Annotated in this window: 16 protein-coding genes; all 16 read right to left on the bottom strand. The window is 62.7% G+C overall.

The window, feature by feature from the left end; all coding sequences use genetic code 11:
- Positions 1 to 28: 28 nt before the first annotated feature.
- The 16 genes from U5A08_RS00795 to U5A08_RS00720 all read right to left on the bottom strand — a co-directional run bounded on the left by U5A08_RS00795 (position 29) and on the right by U5A08_RS00720 (position 19808).
- Positions 29 to 1750 (bottom strand): ShlB/FhaC/HecB family hemolysin secretion/activation protein, encoded by a 1722-nt coding sequence (locus U5A08_RS00795; RefSeq protein WP_102618703.1) that lies wholly within the window; start codon positions 1748 to 1750, stop codon positions 29 to 31.
- A gap of 412 nt (positions 1751 to 2162) precedes the next feature.
- Positions 2163 to 2645, bottom strand: coding sequence for a poly-beta-1,6-N-acetyl-D-glucosamine biosynthesis protein PgaD (gene pgaD / locus U5A08_RS00790; RefSeq protein ID WP_253392463.1), 483 nt, complete (start codon positions 2643 to 2645; stop codon positions 2163 to 2165).
- The gene (gene pgaC / locus U5A08_RS00785; protein ID WP_253392462.1) at positions 2642 to 3988 is read right to left on the bottom strand and encodes a poly-beta-1,6-N-acetyl-D-glucosamine synthase; all 1347 of its coding nucleotides are present in this window, start codon (positions 3986 to 3988) and stop codon (positions 2642 to 2644) included. Before pgaC ends, pgaD begins: the two co-directional genes overlap by 4 nt.
- Positions 3989 to 3990: 2 nt before the next feature.
- Positions 3991 to 5988, bottom strand: a complete 1998-nt coding sequence (gene pgaB / locus U5A08_RS00780) for a poly-beta-1,6-N-acetyl-D-glucosamine N-deacetylase PgaB (protein ID WP_321849821.1) — start codon at positions 5986 to 5988, stop codon at positions 3991 to 3993.
- Positions 5989 to 6000: 12 nt separating this feature from the next.
- Entirely contained in the window at positions 6001 to 8481 is a 2481-nt protein-coding gene (gene pgaA / locus U5A08_RS00775) for a poly-beta-1,6 N-acetyl-D-glucosamine export porin PgaA (RefSeq protein WP_253392458.1), read from the bottom strand.
- A gap of 297 nt (positions 8482 to 8778) precedes the next feature.
- Positions 8779 to 10275, bottom strand: coding sequence for a YdgA family protein (locus tag U5A08_RS00770; protein WP_321849819.1), 1497 nt, complete (start codon positions 10273 to 10275; stop codon positions 8779 to 8781).
- A gap of 149 nt (positions 10276 to 10424) precedes the next feature.
- Positions 10425 to 11057 (bottom strand): NADH:ubiquinone oxidoreductase subunit N, encoded by a 633-nt coding sequence (locus tag U5A08_RS00765; RefSeq protein WP_247407723.1) that lies wholly within the window; start codon positions 11055 to 11057, stop codon positions 10425 to 10427.
- 96 nt (positions 11058 to 11153) lie between these two features.
- The gene (locus U5A08_RS00760; RefSeq protein WP_253392452.1) at positions 11154 to 12596 is read right to left on the bottom strand and encodes an efflux transporter outer membrane subunit; all 1443 of its coding nucleotides are present in this window, start codon (positions 12594 to 12596) and stop codon (positions 11154 to 11156) included.
- On the bottom strand, positions 12593 to 13483 hold the full coding sequence (locus U5A08_RS00755; protein WP_247404227.1) for an efflux RND transporter periplasmic adaptor subunit: 891 nt from the start codon (positions 13481 to 13483) through the stop codon (positions 12593 to 12595). The genes U5A08_RS00760 and U5A08_RS00755 overlap by 4 nt, the downstream gene beginning before the upstream one ends.
- On the bottom strand, positions 13480 to 13689 hold the full coding sequence (locus tag U5A08_RS00750) for a DUF1656 domain-containing protein (protein ID WP_046385111.1): 210 nt from the start codon (positions 13687 to 13689) through the stop codon (positions 13480 to 13482). The genes U5A08_RS00755 and U5A08_RS00750 overlap by 4 nt, the downstream gene beginning before the upstream one ends.
- Positions 13686 to 15764 carry an FUSC family protein gene (locus U5A08_RS00745; RefSeq protein ID WP_321849814.1) on the bottom strand — a complete coding sequence of 693 codons (2079 nt, stop codon included), beginning with the start codon at positions 15762 to 15764 and terminating at the stop codon, positions 13686 to 13688. The genes U5A08_RS00750 and U5A08_RS00745 overlap by 4 nt, the downstream gene beginning before the upstream one ends.
- The gene (locus U5A08_RS00740; RefSeq protein WP_253400321.1) at positions 15761 to 16192 is read right to left on the bottom strand and encodes a MarR family winged helix-turn-helix transcriptional regulator; all 432 of its coding nucleotides are present in this window, start codon (positions 16190 to 16192) and stop codon (positions 15761 to 15763) included. The genes U5A08_RS00745 and U5A08_RS00740 overlap by 4 nt, the downstream gene beginning before the upstream one ends.
- Before the next feature lie 554 nt (positions 16193 to 16746).
- Positions 16747 to 17163, bottom strand: coding sequence for a hypothetical protein (locus U5A08_RS00735; protein ID WP_321849812.1), 417 nt, complete (start codon positions 17161 to 17163; stop codon positions 16747 to 16749).
- Positions 17164 to 17411: 248 nt separating this feature from the next.
- Positions 17412 to 17657, bottom strand: a complete 246-nt coding sequence (locus tag U5A08_RS00730) for a DUF2789 domain-containing protein (RefSeq protein ID WP_253392445.1) — start codon at positions 17655 to 17657, stop codon at positions 17412 to 17414.
- A gap of 65 nt (positions 17658 to 17722) precedes the next feature.
- Entirely contained in the window at positions 17723 to 18310 is a 588-nt protein-coding gene (gene cysC, locus U5A08_RS00725; RefSeq protein ID WP_253392444.1) for an adenylyl-sulfate kinase, read from the bottom strand.
- Positions 18294 to 19808, bottom strand: a complete 1515-nt coding sequence (locus U5A08_RS00720) for a TolC family protein (protein WP_253392443.1) — start codon at positions 19806 to 19808, stop codon at positions 18294 to 18296. The genes cysC and U5A08_RS00720 overlap by 17 nt, the downstream gene beginning before the upstream one ends.
- Positions 19809 to 19814 lie beyond the last annotated feature (6 nt).

The raw sequence follows: 19814 nt of genomic DNA, 5'->3' as shown, positions 1-19814 counted from the left end.
CAAATTCTCGATGTAACGGGGCGTTGAATTACAGGAAGAAATCCATGCGGAAGTAGATCGGCGCTTCGCGCTCGCTCATCACTGCCGGGCGTTCCAAAGAATGGGCAAACGTCACGCTGGTGCTGACGTGTTTGCCCCGGGCGAACAGCTCCAGGGAGTTGCTCGAGACCCGACCGTGCACGTCGCCGTTGTAGCGACCGTGGCTGATCACACCTTGGTCGTAGCCGACGCTGGCGCCGTATTCGGCAAAGGCCGGGCGCAGCCAGTCGAGCGTCACCGGGCGCGCCCAGCGCACGTCGTTGCGCCAGTAGCCGCCGCTGTCGCCGCTCAGTTGCTGGTCTTTGAAGCCGCGCACCGAGGCCGAGCCGCCGAGGCTGATGCGCTGCGGACTGAACAGGATGTCTTCACTGCGTTGGCCGGTGGCCAGGCTGGAAAAACTGAACGACTCGCCCCACAGCGTGAACGGCTGCAGGAAGCTGGCGGTGGCGGTGTATTTGCGATAGCGCGCGTTGGGCTGCCGATTGCCTGCGTCATCGCGCTCGTCCTGGGCCTGGGCATCAAGCAAGCCGATGCCGTTCTGCATGCCCAGGTCAACGTTGACGAACCCGCTGCCGATGCGGCGCCCGTGGTTGAAGCCCAGTTGCAATTCGCTGAGGCGGTTGCTGCTCGAGGCGGTACGGGTATCGAGGATGTAGTTGTTGGTGCGCAGGTGCGCCACGCCGACGTTCAGCGATGTCTTGCTCACATCGTCACGATGGACCACCCGCTCGGCGCGCAACTGGTGATTCTGGTTGTCGCCGTTCTGCTTGAATTTGTAGTCGTTGGTCACGCCAAAGGTGCGGTAGTCGCTCTCGTTGTAGGTGTAACTGAAGTTCCACCAGCCCCACGGCACGTTGTAGTAGAGCATGCTGTTTTTCGAGGTTTTCTGGTGGTCGCTGACGGCATCGTGGCCGCCGCGCAGCACCAGTTGGTCGGCCAGGCCGAGCGGGCTGTCCCACTCCAGGCCGGCGCCCCATTGCTGTTCGCCGGTGCTTTTCTGCCCGTCGTTGTTGCGCGACAGGCTGGCGCGCCAGGGCTTTTGCGGGGTGTTCTTGACCACGACGTCACTGCCGCCCACTTGGGTGCCGGGGGTCAGTTCCATTTGCGCCTGCTTGGAGGGCAGGCGGTTGAGCTGGTCCACCAGTTGCTCGACTTCGCGCAGGTTGAGCGCCTCGCCGACCTTGCCGGGAAAGGCCATGGCCAGCTCGCGATCGGTCACGCTGCTGCCTTGGGCACCTTTGAGTCCTTCGAGTTTGCCTTCGACCACCAGCACCTGGAGGTGACCGCTGGAAAGGTCTTGTTGCGGCAAGTAGGCGCGGCTGGTGACCCGGCCTTTGTCGATGTAGTAATCGGTGATGACCTTGAGCAGTTCATTGAGCTGCGACACGCCCAGGCACTGGCCGACATAGGGTTTGAGCAGGCGCTCGCGGTCGGTGGCGGGCAGGCTGTCGGCGCCTTTGAGCGTGATGTCCCGGATCGGGAAGCAACGGCTGTCGGCGGGCGTGGCCGGGGCCTGGGGCTTGGCTTCTTTGCCGGGCAGGTCCTTGAGCTCGTCGAGGCGCCGGCGCTGCTCGTCGAGCAGGCGGTTCTGGCGGTCGCGGATCAGGTCCTGATCGCCCGGCGTGGGGGCGGCCGTGGCGCTGTTCAAGCTTAACCAGGCGAGCAGCAAAGTACACAGAAGATACCGAGTCCGTGGCAATAACAAAGACATGTTCGATCCGTCGAAAATCAAGGCGCGGCAAACTAACATCGAACTTCGGCTGATCCAAGGAACTGGATTAGTTGCACGCAAGTTCTAGATAGTTCTGCAACATGCTGATTTATAACCATAAAAATAATCAAAACAGATAAGCAAGCGCTCACCGGAAGTATTATTCCGACAAACGGCAACTATTTTGATGTTGATTCAGCGAATAACTTATTAATTGCCACTACTTGGCCATCAAGTTATTGCCGAGTTAGGTTAGTACCGGGAAAGACGGAAAAGTTCGCAGGCGTTTTGTGAACCAGGGCTCATTTATCGACATTGCAGGGCAAGCCGATTGGCGACGAGCGGCAAGCCTGATGCTGCAGAGCCTCGTCGGGGCTCCACAGCGACCACAAAGAGCGGCGTGGTTTGACCTTCAGCCGACGTCCTTGCCTTTTTCCTGGCCGGGCACCAGGGTCAGCGGCGGGCGTTCCACGTCGCGCGAGACATGCGACTTCACGTCCTCGACGCCGCCGTGCTCGTCGTTGTGGATGACCAGCACACCGGGCCTGCGCAGTTGCTCCAGTTCCCCCTCGTCCAGCTTGAAGCTCTCACTGAGGTTCTTATCACTGAGCGCATTGGCCTCGGCGCGGCGCTGGGCGAACTTGCGTCCCTTGCGTTGCTGGTAACGCGCCCAACTGATCAGGATCACTGCGTTGAACAGGGCGATCCACAGGTAGATCTGCAGGGTGTTGAGCGCCGCGAAAATCGGCGCTTCCAGGCGTGGGCCACCATGGCTGTCCAGCATCGACGTAATGCCGCGCGCCAACAACCAAATCAGCCCGGCCCAGGCCAGCAGGGTCAACACCACATCGATAACCCACATCACCGGGTTTTGACGAGTTCGGACCAGTTTCATGATCTCGCGTCCTTATTGACAGGTTTGATTCCGCGATCCGGGCTGACCCAGCGCGCACGCTTCTGATGCTGCTTGAACAACACCTTGGGAAAACTGACCAATGTGGTGAACAAGCTGACCAGCCAGAACACCATCGGGTACCACACGGTCCAGAACAGGGTTTTCCACAGGTCTTTTTCGTAGCGCCGGTCGATCAGGATGCTCACGGCAAACTGCACCAGGCACACCATCGCCAGCACCAGCCCGGTAAACGCCGGCGGCACCAGGGAGTCCACCGCAATCGCTTGGGGCAAGACCATGAATTTGCCCAGCCCCCAGAAGATCACCGACAACAGGAAGGTGAAGGCCCAGCCGGTGGACAGGCAGTATTCGAACAGCAGCGGCCACAGGTAGCGATGCCGCCATTGCCAGATGCCTCGGATGTTCTTGAACAGCACTTCGGCGCCACCCTGGGCCCAGCGCAGGCGCTGTTTCCACAGGCCACCGACGGTTTCGGGCATAAGGATCCAGCACAGGCCGCGCGGCTCGTAGAAGATGCTCCAGTGATCGAGTTGCAGCTTCCAACTGACATCGATGTCTTCGGTGATCATGTCGGTGCTCCAGTAGTCGACGCGGTCGAGCGCCTTTTTACGGAACGCCACCACCACACCGGACACCGTGAAGATCCGCCCGAACACGCGCTGGGTGCGCTTGATCAAGCCGATGATCGAAGAGAACTCACCCACCTGCACGCGGCCGATCAAGGTCGAGCGCGTGCGGATGCGTGGGTTGCCGGTCACGGCGCCCAGGCGCGGGTTGTCGAGCATCGGCGCCACCAGGTAAGCCGCCGCGTTTTTGTCGAGCAACGCATCGCCATCGATGCACACCAGGTACTCGCTGCGCGCCGCCACGGCGCCCATGCGCAAGGCCACCGCCTTGCCCTGGTTGTGCGCCAGGTGCAGCACCCGCAGGCGCGGATGCTCCAAGGCCAAGGCATCGAGCACCGCCGCCGTGTTGTCTTTGGAGCCGTCGTTGACGGCGATCACTTCAATGTTCGGGTACAACTGGCCCAGCGCCGCATGAATGGTCTCGGCGGCGTTATCGCCTTCGTTGTAGCAAGGGATGATGATCGAGATCAGCGGGTTGCCGGCCAGGGTCGGTGCCGGCGTGTCGTCTTCCCACGGCCAGTGGCGTTCCCAGTGCATCCAGAAGTACAAGCCGCCGGCGATCCACAGCGCCGACATGAACAGCGGGTAGAAAAACACGAAGTCCATCAGGAATTGCCCGGTGATCAGGAAGATCAAGCCCAGGGGCACGCCCAATACCAGCGCCAGCACGAATAAAGCCAGGATTCTATCGAACATGGTCAAGGGTTCCATTGGTTGGAAAGGGCCGGACGCACGGTTTTCAAGTCCGGGGAATTTTCCAGGAAGTTGTCCGGGTAGTAGCCAAAACTCGTGACCCCCTGGCGTTTGAGTACGCCCATCCATTCGGCCAATTGCGCACCGTTCAGGTCCGGCGCGGCCTTGGTGCGCCAGTCTTTGGCTTGCAGTTCGAATACGGTACGGTCCAGTGCGCCGGGACGCGCCTTGACCGTGGCGACCAGTTTTTCCAGCCAGGCGTTGGAATTTTTGAGCGTCTCGCCTTCCATCAGCGGCATGGCCATCGGCGCGGTCCAGTCATAGGTCTGGAGGAAGTCATCGAGGTTCTGCGCGAACCACGCTTCGCTCGACGGATTGAGCATCGGCTCGGCGAAGATATTGCGCGCGGTCTGCACCTGTGGACCACCGATGGCGCGGACCTTGGCGGTCAGCTCCTGGGTGAAATCGATCAGGTAGCGGCTCTTGAAGCGCGTCCAACGCTGCATCACCGCCGGGTCGGCGCGCAGGGCCGCGATGCTGGCGGGCAGGCCGTTGGCGGCATAGACCTTGAGCGCCGCAGGGCTGGCGTCTTCGAAGTCGGACAGCAACGCATCGTCGTGGTACAGCACGCCGTCGATGGCATTGTTACGGGCCAGGTCCTCATAGATCTCGCCAATGATCTTGCGCACCTGCGGGTCGAACGGCGACAGGCGCTGGTATTGATCCGGGTCGAGGCCGACCTTGCCGGTCTCCGGGTCCCAGCGGGTCACGCGCGGCAGCTTGGGGTCGAGGGCGAAACTGAGCACCGGCATCCAGGCATACACGCTGGCATGGGCACGGGTGTGCAACTGCCAGGCGACACGGTTGAACAGGTCGGCACGCACCGGCAAGTGGCGGTTGGGGAAGTACAGCTGATGCACCAGGCCGTCACCCTTGGGGTCGGCGAAGGCTTGCAGGAACACGGTGCCCGCGCCCATGTCCACCACGCGCTGCACCAGTTGGTCGAGGTTGCGCGCTTGTTGGGCCGGGTCCGGGTCGTAGACGTTATCCAGGTCCACATGCAGCACCCGCAGCGGTGCCTGGGTTTGCACCGCGACGATGCTGTTGGCGAAATGTTCGCCGTCCGGGTCGGACGCCACCAGGAAGCGCGGGCTGTTCATCAGGTTGGACGAGCTGTCGAGGCCATCTTCCAGAGTCAGGGCCATCTCATAGCCCTGCTCGCCGACGATCGCCAGCGAGGTGCCCTTGGCTGCGCCGTAGGGCCATACCCACACCCGCGGAGCCTTGCCGGTGACGCTGCGGATCTTGTTGGAGATCGCCACGACATCCGCGCGCATCCGCGCCTCGAACTGCGCCTGGGTTTCATAACGGCCGGTGGCCGGATCGAAGCGCAGGGAGGTCGCCGCCGGCTCCAGGTTGCCCTGGGGGTTGGCCAATATCCCTTTGTGACTGGCATCGGTGTGCGCGGCGATTTCCACCAGGCCGGAGCGGGACACTTCGCGGATCTGCTGCCAGGTCAGGAACTCACCTCGCGGGCGCGGTGAGCCGGCGAAGTCCACCGGTTGGTTCAGCGGCGTGTCGATCCAGGTGCCGACCGGCGCGAGCAGGGCCGGCCAGTGATAGGCCCGCAGTATCGGCATCACGCGGGTATAGAAGCTCGAATAGCCATCATCGAAGCTGAGCATCACGGCTTTCGGCGGCAACGCCGGGCCGCCACGGCGGGCCGCGAGGATCTGGTCGACACTGACCGCCTGGTAACCGTTCTCCCGCAGCCAAGCCAACTGCTCGATCAAACGTTCGGTACGCACCGCCACCACCGCCTGGTCGGGGTCGCGATCCTCGACGTCGTGGTAGGCAATGCCCAGGAAATGGTTTTTCGGCCACGGCACTTCGTTGGCCGGGGTCGGCCGCTCGGCGGGTGGAGTGAAAGGGGCGGGCTGCTGGGCACAGGCACTGGCCAGCAATACACCCAAGACCAGCAAGCAACGGCTGAGGACAGTCATGGTCAGGCTCTTCTAGAAACGGTAAGTGAGGTCGACGAGCAGGCGCAGATCGCGTTCGCGATCACCGTCATAGGGTCGGCTGATCAGGCTCAGGTTGGCGCCGGCTTCGAGAACGTCGTTCCAGCGAACGCGTTGGCCGTAACCGATCAAGCCGACACCGCCGGTGGAATAATCCCTCTGGCTATACGTACCCGCTCCGACTTGGAACTGCTGACTCCACTGGGTCTCGTAGCGGTGATAGAGCACATGGTTGACGGTGACAGTGGGCAACACGCTGAAGTCCGACTTCGGGTTGAAGTACACCGTGTCGGCCTTGCTGTTGTGGCTGGCGCTGACTTCCAGGCCCAGGTCCACTTGCACGCCCGGCGAGCTGTAGATGCCCTCGCGGCCGGTGAGCAAGGTTTCGATGCGGTCGTTGCCGTCGCTGAAGTGCGACGGGCTGAGGGACAGCTTCCACTCACGGCTTTCATTGGCGCGCCAGCGGATGAAGCCGCTGCCGCCGTTGGCCGTGATGTCGGCGTTCAGCGCACGTATCGGTGTGGTGGCCGAGAGGTAATCGAGGCTGGCGCCGTATTGCCAGTTATCGTTGATGTCGCGGGCGATCGACACGCGCGCGCCCTGTTTGGAGCCAAAGCCGTAGGAGTGGTTGGACACCTCGGCTTCCAGGGTCATGTCGCGGGTCCGCCGCTCCACCCCCACACGCTGCCAACGGTGCTGGCCGGTGCCTTCGGAGAAGTCGGCGGTGGCGTAGCCGGCGCCGGCGAACAAGCGCCAGTCTTCATCAATGGGCGGCGTGTAGATCACGCTTTCAATGCCCCAGTCACGGCTACCGGTGACAGCCCCCACGTCACCGTTATTACCGCCGCCATAGCTTTTGCCGGTGTAGGCCTCGACGCGCACTTCGGCCATGTCGTGGACGCTGCGCAGGCGCTGGAGGCGCTGCACTTGGCGGCTGTCGGGATTGCGGGCGATGACATCGTCGGCGAGCACGTCGAGTTGGCGCCACTCCTGCAGATCCATGGCGGTGTAGGCCTGGGACACTTCCAGGCTGATGTCGCGCGGCACCTGGGCTTCGGTTTCCTTGAGGATCGCTTCGGCGCGCCGTGGCAGGTCGCGGGCGCGGTACATGTCAGCCTGGGCCAGGCGCAGGCCGACGTTGCCCGGAGCCCGTGCTACCAGGGCATCCAGGCCGGCTTCGCTGCCCGGCAGATCGCCCCCGTACACGCCGGACTGCGCCGACAGTTGCTGGGCATCCATCCATGCATCGTTGGGGTTGCCGATGGGCAAGCCTTTGAGTTCGACCCGCGGTTTCTGGTTGTCGGCGAGGGTAGTGGCAACCTTGCGGGCTTCGAGACCTTTGTCGCTTTCCTGCAGGGCGTAGAACAAGGCCGTGCTGTCTTCGACCCGATCATCGGGCTCGGCGTCGGTGGCGCTCAGCGCCTGACGATACAGCGGCTCGGCCTTTTCCGGCTGGCGCTGGTCGAGGTAGGACGCCGCCACCCAGCGCACCGCATAGGTTGGCAGTTGCACGCCTTCGGCCGTGAGGGTTTCGTACTCGCGAATCACCTCGGCGGTACGCGCCCGGGCCTTGAGCGCGCCCAGGCGGTCGATGCGCCAGCGCACCACGTCGTCATGGGCACTGGCGTCGGGGGTCCAGCGGGCGAGCAGTTTGTCATAGTCCTGCAGGGCACGGTCGGCGATGACGTAGCGTTCTTTTTCAGTGCGCGTAGCGAACTCGGCCATGCGTACCCGCTCGGCGGCCAGGTCGCCTTCGAGGCGGCGCTGGGTGACGGCGTCCACCAAGCCCGGACGCTGGGCCGCCAGACGCAAGGCCGGCTCCGGCAGGCGGGCCTTTTGCAGGGCGACGATGTATTCGCGGGCGACTTCGGGCTTGTCGCCGGCGCGGATAAACGCTTGGTCGAACTCGAACAAAGCGTCGTAGTTCAAACCGGCGCGGGTCAGCGCGTAGCCCAGGGCCATGCGCCGGTTGGGGTCGTCGGGCTTGGCCGCGACCATTGCGCGGGTGCGCTGCACCGCCTCGCTGGCTTGGCCGCCGTCGGCCTGGGTCAATGCCAGGCCGAGTTGCAGGTCGGTATTGTTCGGTTCACGCAGCAATGCCTGGCGATACACCGCCTCGGCCTTGGCCCACTGCTGTTGGTTGCGATAAGTGCGTGCCACCGTGGCGAGCGCCTGGGTGTTCAGGTTGCGATTCTTGCCCTGGGCTTCATACACCTTCAGCACTTCGGCGTCCTGGCCGGCCCACCCGGCGATCACCAGATGGTCGCTGACCTGCCCCGGCGTCTGGCGTTCGGCAGACAGCTGGCGCAGTTGGGTCAGCGCGGGGGTGAAGTTGCCGTTGCGCGCCTGGATGATCAGCGCGTCATAGGCCGGGTCGGCCACGGCAAAGGTGGGCATCAGCAACTGACTGCACAAGGCGACCCCGACGAGCAGTCGCAACCGGCCTGATGCACTGAGTGGTGGGTTTGGCAACATATCGTGAGCTTCCTTACACACGGAAAGCTGTAACGATAGGTGGTCCTGAGCAATTTGCTGCAGGGTGCCGGCGTCTCGGGACCCGGCCTAGCTTTCCTGTGGGAACTATCCCTCAAGAAAATAGGAAAAAGTCCAATTCAGAACAATTGTTCAGAATTGCCCGACACACTAAAAAAATGAATACGGGGGCGGACTTGCCGGAGATAACGAGGTATCAGCCAATCGCCATGGCGACTATTTGACCCGTATCACCCGCAACTCCGCCCCCGCAGATTTTTTTTAACGGTGCCGCAATTATTACTGCGCGCCGCTCATCGCACCGACTTTGGACATGAGGAAGGTGAGGAATTGTTCAACGGTCATCTTCTGGCCGTTGAACGTCACTTCGTTGTTGGCATAGTGCAGCTTGGACACCACGTCGCTGCCGACCAGGGTCGCCAGTTGCGCGCCGACGGCCACGCCGCTGACCATCTCGCTGGCCAACTGGGATTGCTGCTCGATTGCTTCAGGTTCGGTCACACCGGCGAGCTGCGCCTGCAGGGCGGCAACGTCAGCGATCATCGGCTTGGACAGGCTCAGGTTGGCATCGAGCAACGCGATGATCTGCTTGCCCAGCTCCATCGGCGGCAGTTCCATGCTGCTCGGCTTGGCCAGGTCCACGATCAGGTTGAATTTGCTTTCGCCACGGGTGGTTTTCAGCGACAGGTTTTCCACCGCCACTTGCGGCTTGGCGGCCAGCAGTTGGTTGACGTTGGTATCGGCCAGGGCTTGCTCGGCGTCGCTCAGTTGCAGCTCGGGTACCGGTTCACCGGCGGCAGCGGCGGCCTGCACGGGCGCCATTTTGTCCTGATAGAGCTTGGTCAGCACCAGCATCGACGGCACGTCGACGTTTTTCATGCTCAGGGCCATGGCGGCCGAACCCACGGGTTTGCCCTGGTAACCGATCTCGTCGATCTTGTAGTCGACGCGGCCGGCCAGGTTGTTGTCCTTGGTTTCGCTGGTGTCTTTCTGCTCGAAGCCCTTGAGGGTCAGCACGGCCTTCTGCGGGCCCATGGTGAGCTTGGTGTCGCTCAGTTCCACGGTGTTCTGCCCGGTGTAGAAGCCGAACGTGGATTTATCCAGGTTGCTGGCCACGGTCAGCCCGGCCAGTTCGGCTTCGAACGGCGAGCCATTGGCGTCGACGACGGCGACCTTGAGGCTGTTCATGTAGCCGTCGGCCTTGACCTTCTTGCCTTCGGCGCTGCTGTCGAAGTTCAGGTTGGCGCCGGAGAAACTCACGGAAGACTTATCGTCCTTGAACTCCAGCGGCAGCAATTCGACGTTGCCGTTGACCGAAAGGCTGTAGCCGATGTTGGCCACGCCCTTGAGCGGCGATACGTCTTTGGCGGCGGCAAACCACTTCTCGGTGGTGGGGTTCTTTTCCAGCTCATAGTGACTGGTGGCCATGACCGGTAGCCATTTCAGCGTGACCAGGCGCGAGACTGGCAGCGGGCCGTGTTCGATATGGTCGACGAACAGCAATTCAGGGTTCGGGTTGTCTTCGCCGAAGACCGCGCCTTGTGCTTTCAGGCGGTAATGGGCGGTGCTGCTGAATACGCCACGTTCCAGGGACACCAGCTCAAGGGCCATCGTGCCGTCGACACCGGCCATGGAGGTCTTGAGTTCCTTGTTGGCGTTCTGGATCGCGGTTTGCAGCACCGGTTCCAGTTGTTTACCGGTGAACCAGGCGCCGCCTGCACTGACGACGCCAACGGCGACAACGAGACCCAAAAGAACGACTGCTGGCTTATTCATGAAGTGACCTGATCAAATCCTGTGAGAAGTGGGCTGTCTTCCTTGAACCCCAAGTGAGGTTGGCTCAAGCCCGCCGAAAAACGGGGGGAAGATTAGCACTGGGGGCCGCGAACGGCCCAGACTTTCAGAGGGATCAGTTCTACACAAGTTCAGGAGTATTCCATTTCGATCTCGTCCAACTGGTGGTCGAAACTCTTCAGACGGGCGGTCCAGGTGTACACCAACACCTCGAATTCACGGTGTATCACGGCATTGCCGGGGGTATCGACCTTCGGATCACAGAAGTCCAATTGATAGCGCTCTCGGGCCATCTGCGTGGCGACATCGGACAATTCCCGCGCGTTATTCAGCCAATGCCTACCCTCGGCGACTTGTCGATCGAGCAGCACGCATTGTTTTTTCAGGGTTTCGAGACTTTTTTCCAGCGGCGTGCCGGTCAGGTCGCCCATGACTTCCTGGAAGGTGCGCCCGGGCTGCCAATAGCTGCCCCAGAAATAGCGGTCGAACACGGTTTCGACCCGGCGCAGGGCGACCTTGGTGTCCCAGATCGCAACACGGGTCTTGCCTTGTTCGAGGAGCTTTTTCTTCACCCGTAGATTTTGATAGGACGCCCAGGCGACGACGCCGATGGACAAGGTGCCGATCACCAGGCAGGCGCTGTCGAGAAACACCATGGCCGTGTCGATTCGGTGAGCGAGCATGACGCCGTAGAAGTAGGCCGCCGATAACAACACCAGTGCGAAGCACACGCACCAGAAAGCGGGAGCATAAGGGTTTTTCATTATTGGAATCCCCATGAGCAAACGCGAGCTGTGTCAGGCGAGCCCCCTGCCGGTCAAAAAGCATGGCGGCCCGCCTGTCAAAGCATAGCTACCTGCTCAGGGTTTGCCGGGCTGTGAGGCTTGCGTTCGTCCGCTTTCCCAACCGCCGCCCAGGGCCAGGAACAGATCGATCTGGCTCATGGCAACCTGGGTGTTGGCCGCCGCCAGTTGCGCGCGCACATCGGTGTAGGTGCGCGTGGCTTGCAGGTCGGCCAGGAACGACGCACGGCCGGCCTGGAAGAAGCGGTGGGTCTGGTCGGCGGCTTCCTTGGCCGATGCGTCGGCTTCAGCCAGCGCATCGCGGCGCTGTAACTGCGCGGTGTACTGCGCCAGGCCGGTCTGGGTTTCGCGGATGGCGTTGAGCACCACCCCGTCGAAGTGCGCCAGGGCGCCCTGGGTTGCCGCTTCGGACTCGTGGATGCGCGCACGGGCGCCATTGGTCGGTACGGTCCAACTGATCATCGGGCCAAACCCCCAGCGGTTGGCGGCCGGCGTGCCGAGGTTGTCGAGCAGCCCGACCGTGCCAATGCTGGCTCCGATGCTGATGTCCGGATACAGCGCGCCCGTGGCCACGCCGATACGTGCGGTGGCAGCGGCCAGTTGGCGTTCCGCCTGGCGCACGTCGGGGCGACGTTTAAGCAGCGTCGCGCCATCGCCCACCGGCAGCAGTTGGGCGATGTGCGGCAGTTCGGCGCACGTGCCGGTGCCCGCCGGCAGTTGGTCCACCGGCTTGGCCAGCAGCATCGACAGGCGGAACAGCCCGGCCTGGCGCGCAGCTTCGTAGCGCGGCATGTCGGCGCGCAAGGATTTGTACTGGGTTTGCGAGCGGGTGACCTGGGTTTCATCGCCGCGCCCGGCGTCGCGCAGGCGCTGGGTCAACGTCGTGCTCTGGGCTTGCAGGTCGAGGGATTGGTTGGCGATCGCCAGTTCTTCGTTGGCCGCGCAGACCTGCGTATAGGAACGCACCACATCGGCGACCAGGGTGATCCGCGCAATATCGGCTGCGGCCTGGGTTGCATCGGCGCTGGCCTGGGCGCTTTCGATGCCGCGTTGCAGGGTGCCGAACAGATCGAATTGATACGAGGTGGTGATGCCCACGCTACCGATATTGCCCACCGGGACTTTTTCCGAGAGCAAAAACGCTTCACCGGACTCTTGCAGGCGCTGGGCCTCGGCCTTGGCGCCGGCACTCCAACCGCCGACAGATTGAGCCTCCTGCACCTGATAGCGCGCCCGCTGCAAGTTCGCGGCGGCGACGCGCAGGTCGGTGTTGGAGGCCATGGCCTGGCGCACCAGTTCATCCAGGCGCGGGTCTTTGTACAGCTTCCACCAGTCGGCCGGCACCGGCGCCGAGACCACGTTGGCGCCCTCGCCCGCCAGTTGCCCTTGCAGGTCGCCACGGTTCATCGCGGCCGTGTCCGGCAGTCGGTAATCCGGGCCGACCACCTGGCAGGCTGACAACAGCACACCCAGCGCAGCGGTTGCCACAATCTGCTTCATGGCTGGGCTCCGTCCTTGGGCTTGTCGCCGATGATCGACACCGTCGCCGTGCGCCCGGCGATCATGCGAAAGTCCGCCGGCACCTCGTCAAACGCAATGCGCACCGGAATCCGCTGGGCCAGGCGCACCCAACTGAACGCCGGGTTGACGTTGGGCAGCAGGTTGGCGCCGCTGCTGCGGTCACGGTCTTCGATACCGGCGACGATGCTCTGCACATGCCCGTGCAGGCGGGCGCCGTCGCCAATCACACGGATATCGACGCCCATGCCGACGTGGATGCCGTCGAGCTTGGTCTCTTCGAAGTAGCCGTCGATGTGGAAGGAGTTGCTGTCCACCACCGACAGCACCGGGTGCCCGGCGGTGACGAACTCCTGCGTGCGCGGCGCACGGTCGTTGACGTAGCCGTCCACCGGGCTGCGGATCACCGAGCGGTCGAGGTTGAGTTGGGCCGAGTCCACCGTCACTTGCGCTTCGGCCAGGGCCGATTGGGCACGGGCGACGCGGGACTGGCTTTCTTCCAGTTGCTCGCTCGGCACCAGATTGCCCAGGCCACGGTTACGCTTGTACTCGCGCTGGGCCTGGGCCAGGGTTTCCTGGCGGTCGGCCACGGCGGCCTGGGCCTGGCGCAGGGCCAACTTGAAGCGGTCCTGATCGACGGCGAACAGCACTTGGCCTTTGCTCACCAGTTGGTTGTCGCGCACGTCGACCCGCTGGATCAACCCGGACACGTCCGGGGCGATCTGCACGATGTCGGCACGGATGTGGCCGTCACGGGTCCAGGGCGCATACATGTAGTACATGACCATGCGCCATACGACGACGACCGCGAAGCTCACGATCAACAACGTCAGGACGACACGGCCGATGGTCAAAAAAGGTTTTTTCATGTCATCAGGTATCGACTGAGTGAGTCCACCGCGCCCAGTAACAGCGCGTAGAGCCCCACGTTGAACAATGCCCGGTGCCAGACCAGGCGATAGAAGTGCAGACGGGTCAACAACCCATGCACCAGCAAAAACAACACGTAAGCAATGCCCATTAGCACCAGCAACGTGGGCAGGAACACCCCGCTGATATCCAGATCACCGATCATAAAGGCGCTCCATCAGGCAGCGGCGCTTCGGTCTCGGTGCCGCCAATCAATTCCACGCCGGGCAACAGCGCCAGGCGCAGGCCCGCCAGGGCATGCAACAGATGCAGGCGGGTGTCGTCTTCGTCTTGCAGGCCTTGGCCGTTGAGGGCGCGGCGCGTGCGGTCGAGGATCATCAGCAGGCCGCTGGGCGAAGGCAAGCGTCGACCCGCCTTGAGGCAGGCCTTGTAGTAAGCGCCGACGCCCTCCACCACTTGGTCGAGCAACACCCGCGGTACGCCGTAGATCCGTGGCGAGTAGGCCAGCAGGTCGAGCAGGTTCAGCGCCACGCGCAAATCGCGCAGGGCGACCCCGGTGTCATGGCCGATGATCGCCAGGCGCGGCAGGTGCTGCATCAGGCGGTCGAGCATTTGCGCGGCCAGGTGCCGGTGTTCGGCCAGGGTCGCCGGTTCGGTCAGACCGACGATGTCGTGCCAGGTGAAACGGGTCAGGCGCTTGGCGGCCAACTCGGCACCGAAGGGCCGCGCGATCAGCGTCCACACAAAGGCAAACAGCAGGCCCACGGGCCCGGCCAGGTTGACGTTGGCGAAGTTGAGGAAGTCGGCGTCATAAGCGCCCTGGATGCTGATGAACGACGAGGTGTTCACCAGCGTCAGCAGCATGCCCAGGTAGAAACGCGGCTGTACCGTGAGTGTGCCGATGCAGATAAACGGCACCGCGAACGCCAGCACCAGCATGGGGAAATCGTGCAGGTTGGGCAGCACCAGGAACAGATACAGGCTGGCGAACAGCACCGACATGGCGGTCCAGAAGAAAAAGCGGTAGATCTGCGGCGCCGGGTCGTCCATCGACGCAAAGAAGCTGCAGGCGACGGCCGCCAGGATCACGGCGCTGCCGCCGTCGGTCCAGCCCAACAGAATCCACAGCACCGAGGCGACGATGATCGCGGTGACGGTGGAAAACGCCGAGTAGAGCATCAGGCCTCGGTCGAGAAACGGCGTCAGCCGGCCCAGGCGCCAGTGGCGGTACACGGCGCGCCAGGTGTCCTGGCTTTCGCATTGGATCGCGGCCTGCAGGCTGCGGCAGTCTTGCCACAGGTCGATCCACTCACCCAGGCGATACAGGGCGTTGGAGAACAGCAGCATGTGGCGATCGTCCAGCGCTTCGCCTGCCGGTTGCAGCGCGTCGAGTTGGTCACGCAGGGTGCGCCAGCGTTCCAACGGGGCCGATTCGGTGGTGCTGTGCAGCCACTGATCCGTCGCCTCCAACAACGGCGCGAGCGTTTCGAGAAACTCCGGCGCACGGTGTTCGATGGCGTACAGCGCATCGTCGAGCGCATCCACCACCGGCAGCAGGTGGATCATCCGCCCGCGCAATTCCTTGGTGTTGCGCACCGTCTGCGGCCGGGCGCCTTCGTGGGGCAACTGGCCGATCATCAACTCCAACGTGTTGAAGGTGGCGACCATGCCGCCGCGCAAGGCGCTGACTTCCGCCGGCGCCACGTTGCGGCTCAGAAAGCGCTGGCTGTAGACCTGGGCGTCGCTGAACCACTTGGCCACCGAACCATCGAACACCGGCATCAGGCGCCGTGGCCAGAACATCGCGCCGACCACCGCCGCCACCGCGATGCCGAGAAAGATTTCCTCGGTGCGCGCTTCGGCCACGTCCCACACCGTCAGGGGGTTGTCCACCACCGGCAAGGCGATCAGCGGCAAGGTGTAGCCGGCCAGCATCAAGGCGTAGTTATTCGCGGTGCGCAGGTGCATGGAGAGAAACAGCAGGGTGCCCGTCCACAATGCAATCACCACCACCAGCAGGTAAGGCGACTGCACGAACATCGGCACGAACACCACCGCCGCCGCCGCGCCCATGAAGGTGCCGATGGCGCGGTACAACGCCTTGGAACTGGTCGGGCCGACAAACGGGCTGGAGACGATGTACACCGTGGCCATCGCCCAGTACGGACGCGGCATTTGCATGAGCATGGCGATGTACAACGCGATCATCGACGCAGCGAACGTGCGTACCCCGTAAAACCAGTCCTTGGCCGGCGGCATGCCGGTAAAAAATCCCCTCAAGATGCCGCAACCGCATGATGTTGATGGGCGGCTTCAAAGGCGCGCAACACACGCAACGCAGCCTCCATGTCGGCAGGCGCGATATCGGCCAGCACGTCGCGGCGCAGACGCACCAGTTGCGCCTCCACCGCCTGCACCAGCTCGCGACCACGCACGGTGAGGCTCAAAGCCTTGGCGCGGCGGTCGTGGGCGTCTTCAGCGCGGCACACATAGCCGCCGCTGCACAGTTGATCGAGCAGGCGCACCAGCGACGGGCTTTCCATTCCTGAAGCCTGGGCCACTTTGACTTGATGCACGCCGTCGCCCAGGCGGCCGATCATCAACAACGGCACGGCGCAGGCTTCGGAAATACCGTAGCTCACCAGCGTGCTCTGGCAGATTTTGCGCCAATTACGGGCGCCCACCACCATGCTGCTGCTGAGGTTCATCTGGAGTTGTTCGAGGGTCTTGGGCACTGGATCGTTCGCATACAGTTAGTTTGCTAACTAACAATATGGTGGATGGCGCTGAATGCGTCAAGTTTTGAAACATTTTAGCGGATGCGTGGCGTGGGTAAGTAAAGCGGCTTTCAGTGTGAGGGTTGGATCTTCAACGATAGCCGCAACGCCGCATGACCCATGTGGGAAGGGGCTTGCTCCCGATAGCGGAGATTCAGGCAACACATGGTTGACTCATCTGCCGCTATCGGGGGCAAGCCCCCTCCCACATTTGGATCGGTGTCGGCTTCAGGATCGCTGTGCAGCCTGCCGTTCAGGCTGCGCGTGGGTAAGTAAAGCGGGTTTCAGCGATAGCCGCAACGCCGCATGACCCATGTGGGAGGGGGCTTGCCCCCGATAGCGGAGGTTCAGGCAACACATGGTTGACTCATCTGCCGCTATCGGGGGCAAGCCCCCTCCCACATTTGGATCGGTGTCGGCTTCAGGATTGCTGTGCAACCGGCTTATTGACCGCTCAGTCTCCTAAGTGGCTCTGCCGGAAAATATCAGCACCTTTTGCTCCACCGCCAGACGCTCCAGACTTTCACTGCCTCGGATACAACAACTAACGCAGCCATTAACACCACGTTGTAATTAGGCACAAGCTGAGCACCTACCAGCAACAGCGAAACAGAAGGCACAATAAAAGCCAATCGCAAGGGTGTTTGAAGGTAAGTAACCCACCTCACCTGTTCACGCCCAAGAAAGAACAGTAGGCACGAGACCACGATGGACACTTGCAGCAGCATGGCAAAGCCGAACATGTATAACTGCACAACGCTATGCTCACGCAGTATCCACAAAGCATTTTCAAGATCGCTTAAATAAGGAGTCCTTCCCTCTATTGCGCTGGCCACTGCATAGCGAATCAGATAAATGGCATCCATGGTCCCCCAAAACCAGAAGATCTGCTTGCGCGTCATTTTTTAACATCCTTGTATTCACTAAGAAGTGGTCAACGCCTGTAAATATGGGTTCCTCACTCTGTCCGCTACCATCCACTTCCTTTTAGTCGATAGGAAATTTCCCAACCTCGTGTATCACCCGTCCCAGCACGCAGGTCGATTGCCATGGTGCGAAGCTTTCCAGAAAAATTAACTGGGCCGCTTACAGCCCAGTTTTTTACCGCACACCATTTTTTTTACATTGCCGCGCTTCAGCAAAGATTTTTTTACACCTCTCGACCTCGCCGCAACATCAGGTTCAACTCATCCACCACTTCAGCCCAATCCGCATCCTCCAGAATTTCCTCACGCAAAAACGCCTTCTGGCTATCGGTCCAGAAAAACGCGTCGGCCAGTTGCAGCTCCGGCTTGAGCGGTGAATGCGTGGTGATGAACTGCTCGATGCCGGCCGGGTCGTCGGCCAGGCCGAGTTGTTTGAACAGGGAGGGCAAGCTGTGTTCAGGCGATTGCATGATGAGCTCCGGATAGGTGGGTTTATCCGAGTCTAGCCCTCACCCACGGCAGGCGCGAGCTTGCGCTAGAGGGTTTGCAGCCAGGCCTGCAGTTGTGCGACGCATTGCTGCGCGCAGAGCTGGCCGGTCTCCAGGACCAGGGCGGCTTGCGGCGGCGGTTCGTAGGGTGAGCCGATGCCAGTGAACCCCGGCAGTTCGCCGCGTCGGGCGCGGGCGTAATGGCCTTTGGGGTCGCGGCGTTCGCAGATGTCCAGGCTGGCGTTGCACCACACTTCCCGGTAGTCCGCGCCCAGGCGGTCGGCGAGCACCGTGCGTAGTTCGACCAACGGCGCGATCAGCGCCAGGATCACGATTTGCCCGTTGTCCACCAGCAACGCCGCCAGTTCGGCGGCGCGGCGGATGTTTTCCAGGCGGTCGCTGTCGGCAAACCCCAGGTCTTTGTTCAAGCCGCCGCGCAAGGCATCGCCGTCGAGCACGATGCTGTGTCGGCCTTGTTCGAACAACGCAGCCTGCAGCCCCTGGGCCAGGGTCGATTTACCCGACGCGGGCAAGCCGGTCAGCAGGATCGCCACGCCGCGATGACCGTTGCGAGCCTCACGCTGATCACGCGTGATGCTCGCGGTCGGTGCCACCAGGTTACTTGGCGACGGCACGGGGCACCGGGGCGGCGATGTTGCCGGCGGCCCACGCCGATTCGCGGCCAGCCAGCGCGGTAGCGATGGACTGCACGCGGTCGGAATCGACCTGCTCCGGCAGCGGGTCGAGCCCGGCGCTGGCGAAGATCTGGCCGTAGGCGTTGCGCAGGTCGGCGTAGGCCAGGTCGCGGCGCAGGTCGGCTTGCAGGGTATTGAGTTCGCCCTGGATCAGGTCCAGTTCGCCCAGGCCCGCAGCTTGGTGACGGTTGCGCAGTTGGGTGAGGATCTGCCCGTCGATGTCGGCCAGTTGTTCGTTGGTCTTGAACTGGCGCACGGCGTCCTGGAAGTTCGCGTTGGCGACGTAGAGTTGCGCCAGCACCGCGATGGACATGGCCTGACGCCGTGCGGTGGCAACTTCTTCGCCAGCCTTGGCGACGTCGATGGCCGCCGGCGCGGAGAGCACGTTGAACAGGTTCCAGGTGACCTTGGCGCCGTAGTCGGCCCAGCGGTTGTCCACCAGGAACGAGTTGCTGTCGTAATGCCCGCCGGCCGAGAATTCCAGGCCCGGCAGCAGACGCAGCATGGCCTTGCGGGTTTCGGCGGCGCTGATGCGGGTCTGGTAGTCCTGCTCGCGCAGTTCAGGCCGGTTGGCCAGGGCTTCCTGTTCCAGGCTGGCGAAGTTGACCTTGAGCTGCGGCACGGTGTAGTCGTCCGGCGTGGCCAGTTTGAGGTCGGTGCCCATGGGCAGGTTGATCAGGGTCGACAGTTCGGTCTTGGCCAGGGAGAGCGCGCGGCGCTGTTCCTGCAATTGGCGCGTGGCTTCGATCAGCGAGCGCTGGTAGCCCAGGGCCTGGATCGGGTCGCCGATGCGTTGCTCGCTCATGCTTTGGCTGTTGGTCTGGGCCTGGTCGACCCGCGCCATCAGGCTGTCGATCTGGGTCAGCAGGCGTTCGGCCGCGACCGCCCGCCAATAGGCCGAGCGCACGTCCTGAACGATGGTGTTGATCACCTTGCGGCGCCGCTCCTGGACGATCAGGCGCTGGTCGCCTTGCTGTTTGGCGCTGATGTAGCTGACGCCAAAGTCGAGCACGTTCCACACCATAGTCAGGTCGGCCACGCGACGGTCGCGGTCCTGGGACGTCGACGGTTCCAGGGACTGGGTGCCGGTGCGCACGCTCTGGCTGCTGGAGGCGTTGGTGTTGTTACGCCCGGCGTAACCGGCGGACAACGCCATGCGCGGCAGCATGTCGAAACTGGCGAGGTCGAGTTGGCGCTTGGCCAGGGCCTCCTCCATGATCTTCAAACGCCCTTCGAGGTTGTATTTCACCGCCCGGGCCATGGCCTCGTGCAGTGTCAACGGGCCGCTCAATGGCTCCTGATCCTTGTACATACCGTGCAGGTCGCTGCGGGCGCGCTGCTCGCTGACACTGCGCTCAATCGGCTCGCTGGTGACCGCACAACCGCTGATCGCCAACGCCAGCAGGCTGGCGCCGAACAACTTATGAACTGTTTTCATCCGTGG

Origin of the sequence: Pseudomonas paraveronii, from assembly GCF_963681955.1 — a bacterium.
Taxonomy (GTDB): domain Bacteria; phylum Pseudomonadota; class Gammaproteobacteria; order Pseudomonadales; family Pseudomonadaceae; genus Aquipseudomonas; species Aquipseudomonas paraveronii.
The sequence above is the reverse complement of the archived record's forward strand: the minus strand, read 5'-3'. Positions and strand labels throughout refer to the sequence as shown.